Annotated in this window: 15 protein-coding genes; 8 read left to right on the forward strand and 7 right to left on the reverse strand. The window is 69.1% G+C overall.

Features of this window, described 5'->3' with window-relative positions; all coding sequences use genetic code 11:
* Nucleotides 1-68: 68 nt before the first annotated feature.
* Nucleotides 69-1868: a translation elongation factor 4 gene (gene lepA, locus C0V75_RS15855; protein WP_173861084.1), complete on the reverse strand. Its 1800-nt coding sequence runs from the start codon at nt 1866-1868 to the stop codon at nt 69-71.
* 200 nt (nt 1869-2068) lie between these two features.
* On the opposite strand from lepA, the gene C0V75_RS15860 reads away from it, so the two are divergent.
* Nucleotides 2069-2383, forward strand: a complete 315-nt coding sequence (locus tag C0V75_RS15860) for a hypothetical protein (protein ID WP_101921943.1) — start codon at nt 2069-2071, stop codon at nt 2381-2383.
* Nucleotides 2384-2390: 7 nt separating this feature from the next.
* Here the strand turns inward: C0V75_RS15860 and C0V75_RS15865 are convergent, their stop codons facing one another.
* From C0V75_RS15865 to meaB, 5 genes are all read right to left on the reverse strand, one after another.
* Nucleotides 2391-2840 carry a low molecular weight protein-tyrosine-phosphatase gene (locus C0V75_RS15865; RefSeq protein WP_101921944.1) on the reverse strand — a complete coding sequence of 150 codons (450 nt, stop codon included), beginning with the start codon at nt 2838-2840 and terminating at the stop codon, nt 2391-2393.
* Between the two features lie 104 nt (nt 2841-2944).
* On the reverse strand, nt 2945-3475 hold the full coding sequence (locus C0V75_RS15870; RefSeq protein WP_173861085.1) for a copper chaperone PCu(A)C: 531 nt from the start codon (nt 3473-3475) through the stop codon (nt 2945-2947).
* 64 nt (nt 3476-3539) lie between these two features.
* Nucleotides 3540-3881 (reverse strand): hypothetical protein, encoded by a 342-nt coding sequence (locus C0V75_RS15875; RefSeq protein ID WP_101921945.1) that lies wholly within the window; start codon nt 3879-3881, stop codon nt 3540-3542.
* 114 nt (nt 3882-3995) lie between these two features.
* The gene (rpmB, locus tag C0V75_RS15880) at nt 3996-4283 is read right to left on the reverse strand and encodes a 50S ribosomal protein L28 (protein WP_101921946.1); all 288 of its coding nucleotides are present in this window, start codon (nt 4281-4283) and stop codon (nt 3996-3998) included.
* Nucleotides 4284-4549: 266 nt separating this feature from the next.
* A complete protein-coding gene (meaB, locus tag C0V75_RS15885; protein ID WP_101921947.1) occupies nt 4550-5551 on the reverse strand; it encodes a methylmalonyl Co-A mutase-associated GTPase MeaB in 1002 nt (333 codons plus the stop codon).
* 182 nt (nt 5552-5733) lie between these two features.
* Here meaB and C0V75_RS15890 point away from each other — a divergent pair, with 182 nt between their 5' ends.
* Entirely contained in the window at nt 5734-6489 is a 756-nt protein-coding gene (locus C0V75_RS15890) for a DUF3108 domain-containing protein (protein ID WP_101921948.1), read from the forward strand.
* Nucleotides 6490-6540: 51 nt separating this feature from the next.
* Nucleotides 6541-8982 (forward strand): ATP-dependent helicase HrpB, encoded by a 2442-nt coding sequence (hrpB, locus tag C0V75_RS15895; protein ID WP_101921949.1) that lies wholly within the window; start codon nt 6541-6543, stop codon nt 8980-8982.
* A gap of 136 nt (nt 8983-9118) precedes the next feature.
* Here hrpB and C0V75_RS15900 read toward each other — a convergent pair whose 3' ends face one another.
* On the reverse strand, nt 9119-9724 hold the full coding sequence (locus C0V75_RS15900) for a GcrA family cell cycle regulator (protein ID WP_101921950.1): 606 nt from the start codon (nt 9722-9724) through the stop codon (nt 9119-9121).
* Nucleotides 9725-9873: 149 nt separating this feature from the next.
* Between C0V75_RS15900 and C0V75_RS15905 the strand changes: the two genes are divergently transcribed.
* From C0V75_RS15905 to C0V75_RS15925, 5 genes are all read left to right on the forward strand, one after another.
* A complete protein-coding gene (locus C0V75_RS15905) occupies nt 9874-12651 on the forward strand; it encodes a LuxR C-terminal-related transcriptional regulator (protein WP_101921951.1) in 2778 nt (925 codons plus the stop codon).
* Nucleotides 12652-12765: 114 nt separating this feature from the next.
* The gene (locus tag C0V75_RS15910) at nt 12766-13866 is read left to right on the forward strand and encodes a class II histone deacetylase (RefSeq protein ID WP_101921952.1); all 1101 of its coding nucleotides are present in this window, start codon (nt 12766-12768) and stop codon (nt 13864-13866) included.
* Nucleotides 13867-13901: 35 nt separating this feature from the next.
* Complete coding sequence (locus C0V75_RS15915; protein WP_101921953.1) at nt 13902-15221, forward strand: ABC transporter substrate-binding protein; 1320 nt, start codon at nt 13902-13904, stop codon at nt 15219-15221.
* Nucleotides 15222-15273: 52 nt separating this feature from the next.
* Nucleotides 15274-16029 carry an ABC transporter ATP-binding protein gene (locus C0V75_RS15920; protein WP_254216504.1) on the forward strand — a complete coding sequence of 252 codons (756 nt, stop codon included), beginning with the start codon at nt 15274-15276 and terminating at the stop codon, nt 16027-16029.
* Nucleotides 16026-16736, forward strand: coding sequence for an ABC transporter ATP-binding protein (locus C0V75_RS15925; RefSeq protein WP_101921955.1), 711 nt, complete (start codon nt 16026-16028; stop codon nt 16734-16736). Before C0V75_RS15920 ends, C0V75_RS15925 begins: the two co-directional genes overlap by 4 nt.
* Nucleotides 16737-16739: the final 3 nt, after the last annotated feature.

Here is a 16739-nt window from a genome sequence, read left to right on the forward strand (position 1 = left end):
AGGACCGGAGCGGGGATTATCCAAAGTCAGAAGTAAGGCGAAGCGTCAGGCCCGCGCATGACGGATGATCACCCATCCATCTTCAACGCCGAGATAAACGCCTCCTGCGGGATCTCCACCTTGCCGAACTGGCGCATCCGCTTTTTCCCGGCCTTCTGCTTCTCCAAGAGCTTCCGCTTCCGCGTGGCGTCGCCGCCATAGCATTTGGCCGTCACGTCCTTGCGCATCGCGCTCAACGTCTCGCGCGCGATGACGCGGCCGCCGATGGCCGCCTGGATCGGGATCTTGAACATGTGGCGGGGGATCAGTTCCTTGAGCTTTTCCACCATCGCCCGCCCCCGCATCTCGGCCCGGTCGCGGTGGACCATCATGGAGAGCGCATCGACCGGTTCCTCGTTCACGAGGATGGACATCTTGACCAGATGATCCTCGCGATACTCGGAAATCTGGTAGTCGAAGCTGGCATAGCCCTTGGTCACCGATTTCAGCCGGTCGTAGAAATCGAAGACCACCTCGGCCAGGGGCAGGTCATATTCCACCATGGCGCGGTTGCCCGCATAGGTGAGGTTGAGCTGGATGCCGCGCCGGTCCTGGCAGAGTTTCAGGATATCGCCCAGATATTCGTCGGGCACCATGATCGTGGCCTTGATGCGCGGCTCGGTGATGTGGTCGATCAGGGTCAGGTCGGGCATGTCGGCGGGGTTGTGCAGGTCGCGCACCTCGCCGCCCTTCATGTGCAGCTTGAACACCACCGAAGGCGCGGTGGTGATGAGGTCGAGGTCATATTCGCGCTCCAGCCGGTCGCGGATCACTTCGAGGTGCAGAAGGCCGAGGAAGCCGCAGCGGAAACCGAAGCCGAGGGCGGCGGAGGTTTCCATCTCGTAGCTGAAACTCGCGTCGTTGAGGGCGAGTTTCTCGATGGCATCCCTCAGCGCCTCGAAATCATTCGCATCCACCGGGAAGAGGCCGCAGAAGACCACGGGCTGCGCGGGTTTGAAGCCGGGAAGGGGCGTTTCGCAGCCCTTGCGTTCATGGGTGATGGTGTCGCCGACGCGGGTGTCGCGGACCTGCTTGATCGAGGCGGTGAGAACGCCGATCTCGCCCGGGCCGAGTTCGGGGATATCGACCATCTGGGGTTTCAGGACGGCAAGCTTGTCGATGCCATAGACGGCGCCGGTCTGCATCATCTTGACCCGGTCGCCCTTGCGGATGACGCCATCCATCACGCGGATCATGACGACGACGCCGAGATAGGCGTCATACCAGCTATCGACCAGCATCGCCTTCAGCGGCGCGTCGCGGTCGCCCTTGGGGGCGGGAAGGCGGTGGACGATGGCCTCCAGCACATCCGGGATGCCGAGGCCGGTCTTGGCCGAGATCGGGATGGCGTCAGAGGCATCAAGGCCGATGACATCCTCGATGTTTTCCTTCACCCGGTCGGGATCGGCGGCGGGGAGGTCGATCTTGTTCAGGACCGGCACGATCTCGTGCCCCGCGTCGATGGCCTGATAGACATTGGCGAGCGTCTGCGCCTCGACGCCTTGCGAGGCGTCCACCACCAGAAGCGAGCCTTCGACGGCGCGCATGGAGCGGGAGACTTCATAGGCGAAGTCCACATGGCCGGGCGTGTCGATCAGGTTGAGGATATAGGTGCGGCCATCCTTGGCGGGATATTCGATCCGCACCGTGTTGGCCTTGATGGTGATGCCCCGCTCACGCTCGATATCCATGGAGTCCAGCAACTGGGCCTTCATGTCGCGTTCGGCCACCGTCCCCGTCATCTGGATCAGACGGTCGGCGAGGGTGGATTTGCCGTGGTCGATATGGGCCACGATGGAGAAATTGCGGATGAGGTCAAGCTGGGTCATGGCGCGCATATAGCCTGTCGGGGAAGGGTCGGAAAGCCCCTCGGCGGGCAAGATCGGCGGGCGTCTGGGGGCCTTGGGCAGATGCGGCGAAATGTGATCCGGCGCGGGGGCGGGGATGGATTGAAAAAATCCGCCGGATCGGCATACTCCGCCGCAGAAAATGACTGCGGGCACAGGTCCCGCGGCAAGAGGCAGAGACGATGAAAACCATCCTTTCCGGCGCGGTGATGGCCGCGCTTTTGCTTACCCTGATGCAGACGGCGGCCCTGGCGGGGCCGATCGAGCGCGCCTGCCTGCGGTCGGACCGCGATGCCGCGAACCGGTCGATCTGTTCCTGCATCCAGCAGGTGGCCGACATGACGCTGCGCAATGGCGACCAGCGGCGGGCGGCGAAGTTCTTCTCCGATCCCGACCGGGCGCATGAGACCTGGCTGTCGCAGCGCGCCAGCGACGATGCCTTCTGGGAGCGCTACAAGAATTTCGGCGCCACGGCCGAGGCCTATTGCGCGGGCTGAGGCGCGACTAGCGCAGCGCGGCGATCAGGCCGCGCGCCGCATCCTCGATCATGTCCAGGGCGCCTTCGTAATCGCCCGTATACCACGGGTCAGGCACGTCCTGCCCGTGCTGCGGCGCATGGGCGAGGAACAGTTCCGGCTCTGTCCCGCCCGGCGGGCGCAGGGCGCGGGCATCGCGCAGATTGGCGCGGTCCATCACGAGGATGCGGTCAAAGCGGGTGAAATCGGCGGCCTGCAACTGGCGGGCGCGCAGGGCCGAGAGATCATAGCCGCGCGCACGGGCGGCGGTGATTGCGGCGGGGCTTGGCGGTTCGCCCAGATGCCAGGCGCCGGTGCCGCAACTGTCAACCGTCACCTCCAGCCCTTCGGCGGCGGCCATGTGGCGGAACACGCCTTCGGCGCTGGGTGAGCGGCAGATATTGCCGAGACAGACGAAGAGGATGCGGGATGCGGTCATCCGCCTTGCCTAGCAAGGCGCGCCATGGTCGGGCAAGGGCGATGCAGGCGGGAAACGGGGCGGTGCAGGGGGGCCGAACGCCCCCCCCCCGGCGCGGTCAGGGATCAGCCGCCCGACCCGTGGTTCATGTGCTGCGAATGGTCCATGTCGCCATGGCCGGAATGATCCATCATCCCCTCGCCCGGCTTGCGGTCATTGTCCACCACCGCCTCGACCGTGATCTCGCCCGCCTGTTCGAAGATCAGGGTGACGGGGAAGGTGTCGCCATCGGCCAGTTCCCGCGTCAGGCCCATGAGCATGACGTGATCCCCCCCACGGGCGAGTTCGTGCATCTCGCCCGCCGCGAGGGGGAAGCCCTCTTCGACATGGATCATCTGCATGACGCCATTGGCATCTTCCCTGTGGGTGTGCAGTTCCACCCGTTCCGCCACATCGGCGGTGACGCCGATCAGGCGGTCATCGGTTGCGGTGTTGTTGTGCATCATGAGGAAGACGGCGCCGGAGGCCCCGACCTGCCCCATGGAGCGGGCATAGACGTCATGGACATGCATCCCCTCGGGATGCTCCTGCGCGGTGGCGGGCAGGGAAAAGGCGAATGCAGCCGCCAGCGCGGCAAAGGTCATGCGAAAGGTCATCGGATCGGTCCTGATGTGAAGACTGTGGTTCCTGGGCTTCATCCGCAGGGCACTACCCTGCCGGTCAGGTCCGTTCCGGGGGGCCGCGCGCGCTGGGAGAGAGGGTTTCGCCCGTATCGGGCGCGGCGATCAGGGCCAGCGCCTGCCGTTCCCCGCGCGTCTGCGGGCGCAGCACCGGCGCGGCGGCGGGGGCCTCGCCCGCCGTGACGGCAAGGCAGTCCGGGCAGTGATGCGGCGTGGGGATCGGGTCACCCATCGCGTTGAGGGTGATCGTCTCTTCCACCCCCGGCGTGCCGCAGAGCACGATCTGATGCGCGCCTGCCGATTGCACATGCGCGATGGCCGCCGTGACCGAGGTCAGCGCGAGGCAGAGCGACAGGAAGAGGGCGGCAAGGCGCTGCGACATGGGCGCAGATTTAGGCGACCCTGGCGGGGATGGAAAGACGGCCAAAGGTCGCGACAGATGGAAAAGGCCCCGCCACGGGGGCAGGGCCTTCGCATTCCGTCAGGGCCGGGGCGATCAGGCGGCAGCCTGGGCCTTGGCGATGTCCTTCTTGATCTTCAGCGCGGCGGCCGAAAGCTCGTCATCCTTCGCCTTGGCGAGGAAGGCGTCCAGCCCGCCGCGATGATCCACGGTCCGCAGCGCGGCGGCCGAGATGCGCAGCTTGAAGGACTGGCCCAGCACGTCCGAGATCAGGGTCACTTCGTTCAGGTTCGGCAGGAAGCGGCGACGCGACTTGTTGTTCGCGTGGCTCACGGTATTGCCGGTCATCGGGCCCTTGCCCGTCAGTTCGCAGACGCGCGACATCGTCGTGTTCCTTCGTGTGTAGACGGGACGTGACCCGTAATAGTGGGGGACCCGAGTCACCCCGGGCGTCCGAATTCGATTGAGGGCGTGTAAGTGGAAAGCCGTCCGGCGTCAAGCGACCCTTGGGCGAATGGCAGGGCGGGAAGCGGGATTTTTTCGCAGGCGCCGGGCGGGGGAGAGGGGAAGAGTAAGGGGGCCATCCCCCATCGCCCGCGCGGGGCGCGGGCGATTCCCCCGGGATATTTCCAGACAGAAAGTGGACAGGGTCAGGTCAGGCTGCGCAGCAGGTCTGCGGCGGCGGCCTCGGGCGTCAGGCGGCCTTCAGTGACGGCCTGCCCCAGCGCCTCCATCCGCGCGCGGGCCGGATCGCGGGTCAGGGCGGCAAGAAGGCCCTGGCGCACTTCTTCCTCGAACCAGTGGCGGGCCTGGGCGGCGCGGCGGGCGGTCCAGTGGCCGGTCTCGCGCCGCCAGAGGGCCAGCGCCTGCATCTCGTCCCAGGCGGGCGTGAGACCCGAGGTTTCCAGCGCCGAGACGCAGAGCGCCTTGGGAAACCCTTCCGGGTCTTGCGGGCGGCGACGCAGAAGGCGCAGCGCGCCCGCGTAATCGGCCATGGTGCGCAGGGCCGCCGGTTTCAGGTCGCCATCGGCCTTGTTGACGAGGATGAGGTCCGCCATTTCCATGATCCCGCGCTTCACGCCCTGAAGTTCGTCGCCGCCTGCGGGCGCGAGGAGGAGGAGGAAGAGGTCGCAAAGCTCGGCCACCACGGTTTCGGACTGGCCCACGCCGACGGTTTCGATCAGGACGAGGTCGAAGCCCGCAGCCTCGCACAGCGCCACCGCCTCGCGCGACCGGCGGGCGACGCCGCCCATCTGGGCCTGCGACGGAGAGGGGCGGATGAAGGCCGCAGGGTCGCGCGACAGGCGGTCCATCCGGGTCTTGTCGCCGAGGATCGACCCGCCGGAGCGGGCCGAGGAGGGATCGACAGCCAGCACGGCGACGCGCTTGCCCTGCCCCGTCAGCATCAGGCCGAAACTTTCGATGAAGGTGGATTTGCCCACTCCCGGCGTGCCCGACAGGCCCAGCCGCAAGGCCTGCCGCCCGGCGGCAGGGCTGTCCGGCACCTGGAGCCGCGCCAGCAGGTCAAGCGCCTGCGCCCGGTGATCGGCGCGCCCGCTTTCCACCAGCGTGATGGCCCGCGCCAGCGCCCGGCGGTCGCCTGCCGCCACGCCTGCGGCCAGTGCCGCCACGTCGAACTCGCCTCTGGCCATGCCGCCCCCCGGTCTGCCCCTTCGGACGATCGCCCTGGGCGATCCCCTGCCGATCAGGCCGCCGCTCGCGCGGAAATGACCGCGGGCGGGGCCTGCGGGGCTTTTTTGCCCGACCGGCGCGGGTTATGCCAGTGGCGATACTGGCGGCCCGCCGCCGCAGGAGAGAGAAAGGGCCATCGCCGATGCTGCCGACTGCCCGCCGTCCCGCCCGACCTGTCGCAGGCCTTGCCCTGACCGCGCTGCTGGCGCTGGCCCTGCCGCCCGCGGCCCCGGCCCAGACCGTGCAGGATCAGGCGCGGTTCGACCTTGTGATGAAGGGGATCACGGCGGGGAGCCTGACCTTTTCGGCCAATCAGCAGGGCGAGGGCTATGCCGTGGTCGGGCGGCTTGCCTCTTCCGGCATCATGGCGATGATCCGCCGCGTCAGCTATGACGCCCGCGCCGAAGGGGCGATCCGGGACGGGACCTATATCCCCGCGCGCTATGCCGAGACGGCGGATACCGGCAAGCGGAGTTCGGAATCCGTGATGGAATACAAGGGCGGCGTGCCGCAGGTGCGGGTCTATAACCCGCCGCGCGATCCCGCCCCCTGGGATGTGGAGGCAGCGACGCAGGGCGGGACGGTGGACCCGCTGACCGCGCTTTATGCCACGCTGCGCGACGTGGCGCCGGGCGGCGAATGCAACCGCGCGCTGAAGATGTTCGACGGGCGGCGGGCGAGCCAGTTGACGCTGGGGCCGCCGCAGGCGCTGGAAGGCGGGGCGGTGACCTGTTCGGGCGAATATCGCCGCGTGGCGGGATTTGCCCCCGAAGACATGGCCGAGAAGACCAGCTTTCCCTTCTCGCTCACCTATCTGCCCGGCGCGGACGGGCGGATGCAGGTGGTGGAGGTGACGATGGACAGCCTCTATGGCAAGGCGCGGCTGATCCGGCGCTGAGCCTCGCGGCTGCCCTCTGGCCCTGCGCGGCGCGCGCCGCGATAAGGGGGCATGACCGACTCGCGCCCTGCCCTGCCGATTGATGCCGCCCTGCCCGACCTGCGGGCGGCGCTGGCCGCGCGCGGCATGGCCGTGTTGCAGGCCCCGCCCGGGGCGGGCAAGACGACGCGCGTGCCGCTGGATATCCTTGCCGCCGGTCTGGTGCCCGAGGGGCGCATCGTGATGCTGGAACCCCGTCGTCTGGCGGCGCGGGCGGCGGCAGAGCGGATGGCCGAAACCCTGGGCGAGACGGTCGGGCAGACCGTCGGCTATCGCATCCGGGGCGAGGCAAAGGTATCGCCCGCGACGCGGATCGAGGTGGTGACCGAAGGCATCCTGACCCGGATGATCCAGTCCGATCCGGGGCTTTCGGGGATTGGGGCGGTGATCTTCGACGAATTCCACGAACGTTCGCTGAACGCCGATCTGGGGCTGGCGCTCTGTCTGGAAATCCGGGGGGCGCTGCGCGAGGACCTGATGCTGCTGGTCATGTCCGCCACGCTGGACGCGGCCCCGGTGGCGCGGCTGATGGGGGAGGCGCCGATGGTCACCTCGGAAGGCCGTGCCTTCCCGGTCGAGACGCGCTGGCTGCCGCGCCCGCCCGATGCCTCGCTGCGCTATGAGGCGGGGGTGGCGAACCTTGTCCAGCAGGCGCTGGAAGAGACGGAGACCGGCGGGCTGCTGGTCTTCCTGCCCGGCGAAGGCGAGATCCGGCGGGTAGAGGGTTTGCTGTCGGGGCGCCTGCCCGCAGGCGTGGTGATCCGGCCCCTGTTCGGCGCGATGGAGTTCGCGGCGCAGCGCGCGGCGCTGGCCCCGGTGGCGGGGCGGAAACTGGTGCTGGCCACCTCAATCGCCGAAACCTCGCTCACCATCCCGGATGTGCGGGTTGTGGTGGATGGGGGCCGCGCCCGCCGGGCGCGCTTCGACGCGCCGTCCGGCATGTCGCGGCTGGTGACGGAACGGGTGACGCGGGCGGAAGCCGAACAGCGGCGCGGCCGCGCGGGGCGGGTGGCGGAAGGCCTCTGCTACCGCTATTGGACGCGGGGCGAAGAGGGCGGTCTGGCCCCCTTCCCTCCTGCCGAGATCGAGGCGGCGGACCTCACGCCGCTGGCCCTGGAACTCGCGCTCTGGGGCAGCGCGGACCTGCCCTTCCTGACCCCGCCCCATCCCGGCATTCTGGCCGAGGCGCAGGCACTGCTGGCCGATCTGGGCGCGCTGGATGGCGCGGGGCGGATCACCGATCATGGAAAGCGTCTGGCCGCCCTGCCCCTGCATCCGCGCCTTGCCCATATGCTGGCGCTGGCGGGACCGGCCGCCGCGCCTCTGGCTGCGCTGCTGGCCGAGCGCGACCCGCTGCGGGGCGAACCGCCCGATCTGCTGGCGCGGCTGAAGGCATTGGACCGCCCGCCGCCACAGGCCCATCGCGGCACGATCGACCGCATCCGGGACGAGGCGAAGCGTCTGGCCCGCGCCGTGCCGCAGGGGACGCAAACGGGGATGTCCCCCGCGCAGATGGCGGCGCTGGCCTATCCCGACCGGATCGGCCTGCGCCGCAAGGGCGAGGCGCCGCGCTGGGTCCTCTCGGGCGGCAAGGGGGCGGTGATGGCGGCGGGCCTGCCGCTGTCCGGCGCGCGGCTGATCGTGGCGACCGATCTGGACGGCGACCCGCGCGAGGCGGCGGTGCGGCAGGCAGTGGCGATCAGCGAGGCGGAGGTGCGCGCGCTCTACAGCGACCGCATCCGCTGGCACGACCTCTGCGAATGGTCGCGCCGCGAGGGCAAGGTGCTGACCCGGCGGCAGGAACGGCTGGGCGCGCTGGTGCTGGAGGATCGGACATGGCCCGAAGCCCCGGCCGAGGCGGTGGCGCGGGCGGCGCTGGACGGCCTCCGCCAGATCGGCCTGCCCTGGACGCCCTCTGCCCGGCGCTTCCGCGCCCGGGTGGAACTGGCGCGCGGCGGCGGGGCGGGCTTTCCCGACATGACCGATGCCGCATTGCTTGCGGGGCTGGAAGACTGGCTTCTGCCGCATCTGGGCCGGGCCCGGACCGAGGCCGATCTGCGCGCGCTGGACCTGACCGAAGCGCTGCGCGGGATGCTCGACTGGGACCAGATGCAGGCGCTGGACCGCATCGCGCCGGGGCAGTTCGAGACCCCGCTCGGCCGCCGCGTGCCGATCGACTATGAGGACGAGGTTCCGGGCATCGAGGTGCGGTTGCAGGAGATGTTCGGGGTGACCAGCCATCCCGTCGTCGGCGCGGCGCGGACGCCGCTGCGCATCACGCTGCTGTCGCCCGCCCAGCGCCCGGTGCAGGTGACGATGGACCTGCCGGGCTTCTGGGCCGCGTCCTATGCCGATGTGCGCAAGGACATGCGCGGGCAATATCCGCGCCATCCCTGGCCCGAAGACCCGACCGTGGCAGAGCCCACCCTGCGCGCCAAGCCGCGCGGGACGTGACGCCCGCCAGGGCGCGAAGATTTTTCGTACGAAAAATCTTCTCTTCCCGAAAAATTTTCGGCGAAAATTTTTCGCCCGGCCAAAGGCCGGGCATGGGGAAAGTTTCCAGTGGAAACTTTCGCGCCGGCGCTGCGGCTCAGCGCCGACGGTCGCGCCGCGCGCTCATCGGCTGGAAGGCCACGCCGACATGGGCCTCGCAATAGGGTTTGCCGGGCAGCGAGGGCAGGCCGCAGAACCAGAAGTCATCCGTCGCCGGATCGCCGATCGGCCATTTGCAGGTGCGTTCGGTCAGTTCCATCAGCGTCAGGCGGCGGGCGCGCTTTTCCACCTCGCGCACCGAAGCCAGCGCTTCGGGGCTGATCTCGTTGGCGGAGGGCTGCGGCGGCAGGGGCTGCCCGGCGGGCACGATGGGTTTGCGCACGGGAAGGGGCGTGACATTGGAGGGCGCCGGGGCGGCCGTGGCGGCGCGTTCCGGAGCGGGGCGTGCCGCGGGTTCGGCGCGCGCGGCCGATGCGGCGGTCGCGGCGGCGGGTTCGGGCTTGGGTTCGGGCTTGGCGGCGACGGGCGTGTCCTCCTCGTCCTCGCGCCCGCCGGGGGCGCGGTTCGACAGGCCCAGGCGGTGGACCTTGCCGATCACCGCATTGCGCGTGACACCGCCCAGTTCCTTGGCGATCTGGCTGGCCGACTGGCCTTCGGCCCACATGCGCTTCAGCGTCTCGACGCGCTCGTCGGTCCAGGACATGGCAACCCCTTCGATGACTGGTTCCCCGCCATTCTAGACGGGACGGTGCGGGATACAAGCCGCGCGTGGCAAGATCAAGCACCGATGACCCGGCGCGGCCCGTTGCATCGCATGTTCCCTTGCGGCGGAAGATGCGGCAACACTGGGGCATGCCGCTGTTCATCGACACCAAGTTCGCGATCCCCGTGCTCTTGCCCCGCCTCGTGGCGCGCGGGGCGCTGCTGGGGCAGCTCGACCGCGTGATGGAGGGGCGGCTGGCGGTGGTCTCGGCGCCGGCCGGTTTCGGCAAGACCACGCTTCTGGGCCAATGGTGCCAGGCGGCGCAGGCGCGGGGCATCGACGTGGCCTGGCTGTCGCTGGGCGAGCGCGAGAATGAACCGGGCCGGCTGATCGACCATATCATCGGGGCGCTGGGGCGGGTGTCGGAAGAGATCGTGGCGACGCTGCCCGCCATCGTGGATGCCTCGCCAACCCTTCTGGTGGATGTGATCCTGACGCGGCTGATCAACGGCATCACCGCCTGGCGGCGCGAGCTGATCCTGGCCATCGACGACGCGCATTTCCTGACCGATCCCGAGGCGGGGGCGATCCTCGATGCGCTGCTGGCCTATGCGCCGCGCAATTTCCGCATCCTGCTGGCCACGCGGGGGCATGTGCCGGTGAAGGTCGCGACGCTGCGGATGCGCGGGCTGGTGGTGCGGCTGGACGAGACGGCGCTGCGCTTTTCGCTGGAAGAGGCGGTGTCCTTCCTGAACGGCTGCCGCGGCCTGTCGCTGGCCGATCCCGAGATCCTGGCGCTTCAGACGCGGACGGAGGGCTGGATCGCGGCGCTGCAACTGGCCAGCCTCGCGCTGACCGAGGCCGAGACGGGGGACCGGGCGCGGTTCCTGCGCCAGTTTTCCGGCGCCTCGGGGGATATCGCGGAATTCCTGTTGCAGGACGTGATCGCGCGGCTGTCGCCGGGGCTGATCGACTTCCTTCTTCGGACGGCGATCCTCGACTGGTTCGATGCCGATCTGGCCGCCGCCGTCTCGGGGCAGGAGGATGCCCGCGCCCGGCTGCGTGAGATCGAGGCGGCGAACCTTTTCCTCGTGCCGCTGAATGCCGAGCGGACGCTGTTCCGCTATCATCATCTCTTTGCCGATCTCTTGCGCACGCTGCTGGTGCAGCGCCATCCCGAGGACCTCATCGCCCTGCATCGCCGCGCCGCGCAGAGGCTGGCGGAGCGCGACCAGCCCGCCGATGCCGTGCATCATGCGCTGGCGGCGGGCGACAGCGAGGCGGCGGCGGCGCTGGTGGAGGATTGCTGCATGCCGCTGATCCGGCAGAGCCATCTGACCCGCGTGCAGGACTGGCTGTCGCGCCTGCCCGATGCGCTGATCGAGCGGCGAACGCGGCTGCTGCTGGCCAAGGTCTGGATCGAGTTCCAGACCAGCCGCCCGCGCTCGGCGGCGGCGGCGCTGAAGACGGCGCGGGACAGCTTTGCCCTTGCCCTGCGGCAGGGACGGCTGAGCGCGCGGGACGAAGGCGCGCTGGCGGCCGAACTGGCGGTGCTGACGGCGGGGGTGCTGAGTGCCGCGGAACGCTCGCGCTCGGCCGTGCGGCTGGCCGAGGCGCGGCTGCCCACGATCCCGGACGATCTGCCCTTCCTGAAGGGCACGCTGGGCAATATCCTGGGCTACAGCCTGTATTCGCTGGGCGATTATGGCCCGGCGCGGCGCGCTTGCCTCGCCGCCCGCGACAGCCATGCCGAGGCGCAGTCGGTTTTCGGCACGGTCTATTCCGACCTGATCCTCGGCCTGATCGAAAAGGGGGCGGGAAATCTTGCGCTGGCGGGAGAGCATTTCAGCCGCGCCACGCGCAGCGCGCTGGAAACGCTTGGCCCGGATTCCTATGCCGAGGCGCTGGCGGGCATCTTCCGGGTGGAACTGCATTACGAATGGAACGACATGGCCGAGGCGGAGGCGCTGCTCTTGCGCCACCGCCCGCTGATCGAGGAATGCGGCCTCGTGGTGCATGACATCGCCTGCAAGCTGCATGTCGCGCGGCTGGCCGCCGCGCGGGGACGGACGGAAGAGGCGCTGGCCGTGCTGGAACGGGCCGAACGGCAGGGGGTGAAAAGCCGCTACCGCCGACTGACGGCCACCGCGCTGAATGATCGGGTACGGCTTCTGATCCTGCGGGGGGAAACCTCGCTGGCGCGGCATGTGCTGGCCTCGCGCGGGATCTCCGAGGCCTGGGCGCGCAGCCCCGATGCCCGCCGCCCGGCCTGCGAGATGGAACATATCGCGCTGGCCCGGCTGCTGATCGCGGAGGGCCGCCCCGAGGCGGCGATCCGGCTGATGGAGGCGCTGGCCGAACGTGTGCGGCAGGAAGGTCGGCTGCGCCGCCTGGCCCAGATCCGCGCCGTCACCGCCATCGCCTGTTTCGCCACGGGCGACGGGCTTGCCACGCTGGCCGCCATCGTGGATGCGGTGGAAATCTGCCGCCGTCAGGGCGCGGTGCGGACCCTGATCGACGAGGGCGCGCCGCTGCGCGAGGTGCTGCTCTTCGGGCGCGAGAAGGTGCCGAGCTGGCGGTCGCGCAGCGAGGCGGCGACCTTCCTTGACCGCATCCTCGGCGATGCGGCCACGGCGATGGCCCCGGGTTCGACGATGGGCGCGGCCCCGGGCGCAACCACGGGCGCGGCTTCGGTCCGGCCCCGCCCCGCCGCCCGCCCCCGCTTCAGTCCCAAGGAATCCGAGGTGGCCCGTCGCCTGTCCGAGGGGCTGACCAACCGCGATCTTTCGGCGGCGTTGCAGATGGCGCCCGATACGGTGAAATGGCATCTGAAGAACATCTTCTCGAAACTCGGGGTCGAGACCCGGACCCAGGCCGTTCTGCGGCTGCGCGAAATGGGTGTTTCCTCTGACGCGCCAAGGGGTTGATCGGAAATCTCACCCGTTCGGGTGGGGTGGCCTGCGCGACGGTTACCCGTTCGGACAGTGACAATCCCCGCGCCCGGTGAAACGCTTTCCCCCAGGCGTCGGCAGGAGGTGTGCATGGCGACAGGTTTCGTCTTTCACGAGCTGTATCTCTGGCACAATACCCAGAACTGGGCGCTGGTCTTTCCGCCCGGCCTGACGGTGCAGCCCGGCGAACATGCCGAGAATCCGGAAACCAAGCGGCGTTTCAAGAACCTTGTCGAGGTGTCGGGGCTGAGCGACCATCTGGTTGCGATCCGCCCGCGCCCGGCGACGGAGACCGAGATCCTGCGCTTTCACACCGCCGCGCATCTGGAGAAGATCCGCCGGATGAGCGCGGCGGGCGGCGGCGATGCCAGCGAACTCACGCCTTTCGGGACGGGCAGCTATGAGATCGCGCTGCTGGCGGCGGGCGGCACGATCGAGGCGATGGATGCGGTGCTGGCGGGGCGGGTGCGCAATGCCTATGCGCTGGTGCGCCCTCCGGGGCATCATGCGACGCAGGATGTGGGCATGGGCTTCTGCCTTTTCGGCAATGTGGCCATCGCGATCCTGCATGCGCAGGCGGTGCGCGGCGTCGGGCGGGTGGCGACGGTCGATTGGGACGTGCATCACGGCAATGGCACGCAGGCGGCGTTTTATGACGATCCCGGCGTGCTGACCATCTCGCTGCATCAGGACAATCTCTTTCCCGCCCGGTCGGGCGGGCTGGACGAGCGCGGGGCCGGGGCGGGCTTCGGCTACAACCTGAACATTCCCCTGCCCCCCGGCTGCGGCGATGGCGCCTATCTGGAGGCGATGCGGCGCGTCGTCCTCCCTGCGCTGGAACGCTATCGCCCCGAGGTGATCGTGGTGCCGTCGGGCTTCGATGCCGGGGGTGTCGATCCGCTGGGGCGGATGATGGTTTCGGCCGAGGGCTTCCGCCAGATGACCCGGCTGCTGATGGAGGCGGCCGACAGGCTTTGCGGCGGGCGGATCGTGATGTCGCATGAGGGCGGCTATTCGGCGATGTATGCCCCCTATTGCGGCCTTGCCGTGCTGGAGGAACTGAGCGGCCATCGCACCGGGGTCGCCGATCCCTGGGGGCCGCATATCGCCGAATGGGGGCAGCAGGCGCTGCAACCCCATCAGGCCGCCGCCATCGAGGCCGCCGCCGCCTTGCTGGCGGATATCCGATAGACGTGGAACAACAAGAAACACAGGGAGACAGATCCATGACGAAGTTGACCGCCCCTTCCATCATCCCCAGCCGCCGCGTCTTTCTGAAAGGGGCCGCCGCCCTTGGCGGCAGCGCGGCGATGCTGGCCGCCATGAATGATGGCGCCCGCGCGCAGGGCGCGGCCATACCCGTCGGGCAGGCCGCCCCCCTGACGGATTTCGCCGCCGCCGACGGGGTGGAATTCCAGAACGGGCTGACGCTGGCCTGCGAAGAGATCAATGCCCTGGGCGGCATCCTCGGCCGGCCGCTGGAACCCTATTTCGAGGACACCGCCCAGATGGGCGATGCGACCAATGTGCAGGCCGTGCAGCGCCTGATCGACCGCAACGGCGTGCATGCGGTGATCAACGGCTACAACATCGGGTCGGGCGCGGCGATCCAGGATGTCATAGCCGACAGCGGGATCATCTATGTCCATTACGACACCACGATCGGCCACAATGCCCTGATCGCCTCGGACCCGGATCGCTATTTCGGCAGTTTCCAGGGCGATCCGGCGGAATACTGGTACGGGCCGGGCTTCCTCGCCTTCCTCAAGGGGCTGGAGGAGCGGGGCGAATACACGCGCAACAACAACAAGATGGCGGTGATCCTGTCGGCGGGCGTCTATGCCGCCAACATCGCCAATGCGATCCAGGAACAGGCGGCCAGCTATGGCTGGGAGATCAGCCTGTTCGAGACGGTGAATGTGCCCATCTCGGAATGGGGGCCGACGCTGGCCAAGCTGCGCGCCGATCCGCCCTCGGTCATCGCGGTGACGCATTTCCTGCCCGCCGACCTTGCGCAATTCATGGTGCAATTCGCCACCGATCCGACGCCCTCGCTCGTCTATATGCAATACGGCCCCTCGATCCCCGCCTTCCGCGAGATCGCGGGGGATGCCTCGGTCGGCGTGCTCTATGCCACCGTGGTCGGCGCGCTTCAGGACGAGATCGGCACCGCCTTCGAAACCCGCTACAAGGCGCGCTTCGGCGCGAATGCCGGGCATAACTCGGGCGCGCAGCCCTATGATGGCTGCTATGTCTGGGCCACCGCCGCCGCGCTGGCGGGCGGGACGGGAGAGCCGGACAATGCCGATCAGAACCGCAAGGTGGCCGACCGGATGCGCAGCCTGATCTGGCGCGGCGTGACGGGGACCACGCGCTTCAACCCGGCCGAGAACACGGCCTATACCTATCCGACCCAGACCAATGACCCGTCGCTGGGGATGCCGCACCAGTTCCTGCAAATCCAGGACAAGACGAAGGGCGGGCTGCTGGTCGCCCCGCCGCCCTACAACACAGCCCCCTTCGTGCTGCCGTCCTGGATCAAGTGACGCGGGGCGGCAGGTCTTGGACGGCAGCGACGCCCTTCTTGTCTGCGACGGCGTGACCAAGCGCTTCGGATCGCTGGCGGCGGTGAAGGATCTGTCCTTCACCGCCCGCCGGGGCGAAATCCTGGGCATCGGCGGGCCGAACGGCGCGGGCAAGACCACGCTGTTCGACGTGCTGTCGGGGCTGAACCCGGCCACATCGGGCCGGGTGCGGCTGGACGGGCAGGAGATCACCCGCGCCGCGCCCGAAGCGATCTGCCATGCGGGCCTGGCGCGGACCTTCCAGCTCAATGCCTGTTTCGACAGCCTGACAGTGCGCGAGAATGTGCAGGTCGGGGCGCTGTTCGGGCGGGCGGCGCGCGGCCTGCCGGGGCTGCGCCCTTCGCCCGAGGCGGAGGAGGCGACAGAGGCCGCGCTGGCGCTGGTGGGGCTGGAGGGAAAGGCGGGGCTGGTCGCCGGCGCGCTGCCGGTGCTGGACCGCAAGCTGCTGATGCTGGCCGGGGCGATGGCGACGCGGCCGAAGCTTCTGCTGATGGACGAACCCGTGGGCGGCCTGACCCATGCCGAGACCGACCAGATGATGGCGGCGGTGCGCCGCATCAAGGCGCAGGGCGTGACCATCATCCTGATCGAACATGTGATGCGCTTCCTTGTCGCCCTGTCGGACCGGGTGATGATCCTGCATCACGGCGAACGCATCTATGAAGGCCCGCCCGCCGGGCTGGTGGCCGACCGGACGGTGGTCGATGTCTATCTGGGCGAAGGCGCCTCGGCCCGGCTGGCGGCGCTGCTGCGGGAGACGGCGCCATGAGCCTTCTGGAAATCGCGGGGCTGGAGGCGGGTTACGGCGCGCAGACCGTGCTGCGGGGGCTGGACCTCGCGCTGGCGGAGGGCAGTTTCGCCGCGCTGGTCGGCCCCAACGGACATGGCAAGAGCACGGCCCTGCGGACGGTATCGGGCCTGCTGCGCGCGCGCGGCGGCACGATCCGCCTTGCCGGTGAACGGATCGACAGGCTGCGCCCCGACCAGATCGTCGCGGCGGGCGTGGTGCATGTGCCGCAGGGCGACATGCTGTTTCCCGAGATGACGGTTCTGGAGAACCTCCGCCTCGGGGCCTATCTGCCCGCCGCCGCCGCCGAGGCCGCGCGGCGGCTGGACGAGGTCTTTGACCTGCTGCCCAAGCTGCGCGAACGCCGGGGCCAGGTCGCCAGCACCCTGTCGGGGGGCGAGCGGCGGATGGTCGGCATCGGGCGCGGCCTGATGGCCGGGGGGCGGGTGCTGATGCTGGATGAACCCTCGCTCGGCCTTGCGCCGATCGTGATCGACCAGATCTACGAGGTCGTGCGCAGCCTCGCCGCCTCGGGGCGCACCATCCTTGTCGTGGAGGAGAATGCCATGCGGATCGCCGAAATGGCCGACCGGATGCATCTGATGGACAATGGCCGCATCGGATGGGAGGGGCCGGGGCAGGATTTCCTGTCGCGCCCTGAAATCCTCTCGGCCTATCTGGGGGGCTGAGCG

Origin of the sequence: Tabrizicola sp. TH137, assembly GCF_002855575.1 — a bacterium.
Taxonomy (GTDB): domain Bacteria; phylum Pseudomonadota; class Alphaproteobacteria; order Rhodobacterales; family Rhodobacteraceae; genus Paragemmobacter.

Bases quoted from the DNA above. Each gene is read 5' to 3' on its own strand.
- meaB (WP_101921947.1), bottom strand. From the start codon at position 5,551: ATGGCCAGAGGCGAGTTCGACGTGGCGGCACTGGCCGCAGGCGTGGCG.
- lepA (WP_173861084.1), bottom strand. From the start codon at position 1,868: ATGACCCAGCTTGACCTCATCCGCAATTTCTCCATCGTGGCCCATATC.
- C0V75_RS15900 (WP_101921950.1), bottom strand. From the start codon at position 9,724: ATGTCCTGGACCGACGAGCGCGTCGAGACGCTGAAGCGCATGTGGGCC.
- C0V75_RS15915 (WP_101921953.1), top strand. From the start codon at position 13,902: ATGACGAAGTTGACCGCCCCTTCCATCATCCCCAGCCGCCGCGTCTTT.
- C0V75_RS15905 (WP_101921951.1), top strand. From the start codon at position 9,874: ATGCCGCTGTTCATCGACACCAAGTTCGCGATCCCCGTGCTCTTGCCC.
- C0V75_RS15910 (WP_101921952.1), top strand. From the start codon at position 12,766: ATGGCGACAGGTTTCGTCTTTCACGAGCTGTATCTCTGGCACAATACC.
- rpmB (WP_101921946.1), bottom strand. From the start codon at position 4,283: ATGTCGCGCGTCTGCGAACTGACGGGCAAGGGCCCGATGACCGGCAAT.
- C0V75_RS15870 (WP_173861085.1), bottom strand. From the start codon at position 3,475: ATGACCTTTCGCATGACCTTTGCCGCGCTGGCGGCTGCATTCGCCTTT.
- C0V75_RS15925 (WP_101921955.1), top strand. From the start codon at position 16,026: ATGAGCCTTCTGGAAATCGCGGGGCTGGAGGCGGGTTACGGCGCGCAG.
- hrpB (WP_101921949.1), top strand. From the start codon at position 6,541: ATGACCGACTCGCGCCCTGCCCTGCCGATTGATGCCGCCCTGCCCGAC.
- C0V75_RS15875 (WP_101921945.1), bottom strand. From the start codon at position 3,881: ATGTCGCAGCGCCTTGCCGCCCTCTTCCTGTCGCTCTGCCTCGCGCTG.
- C0V75_RS15890 (WP_101921948.1), top strand. From the start codon at position 5,734: ATGCTGCCGACTGCCCGCCGTCCCGCCCGACCTGTCGCAGGCCTTGCC.
- C0V75_RS15865 (WP_101921944.1), bottom strand. From the start codon at position 2,840: ATGACCGCATCCCGCATCCTCTTCGTCTGTCTCGGCAATATCTGCCGC.
- C0V75_RS15860 (WP_101921943.1), top strand. From the start codon at position 2,069: ATGAAAACCATCCTTTCCGGCGCGGTGATGGCCGCGCTTTTGCTTACC.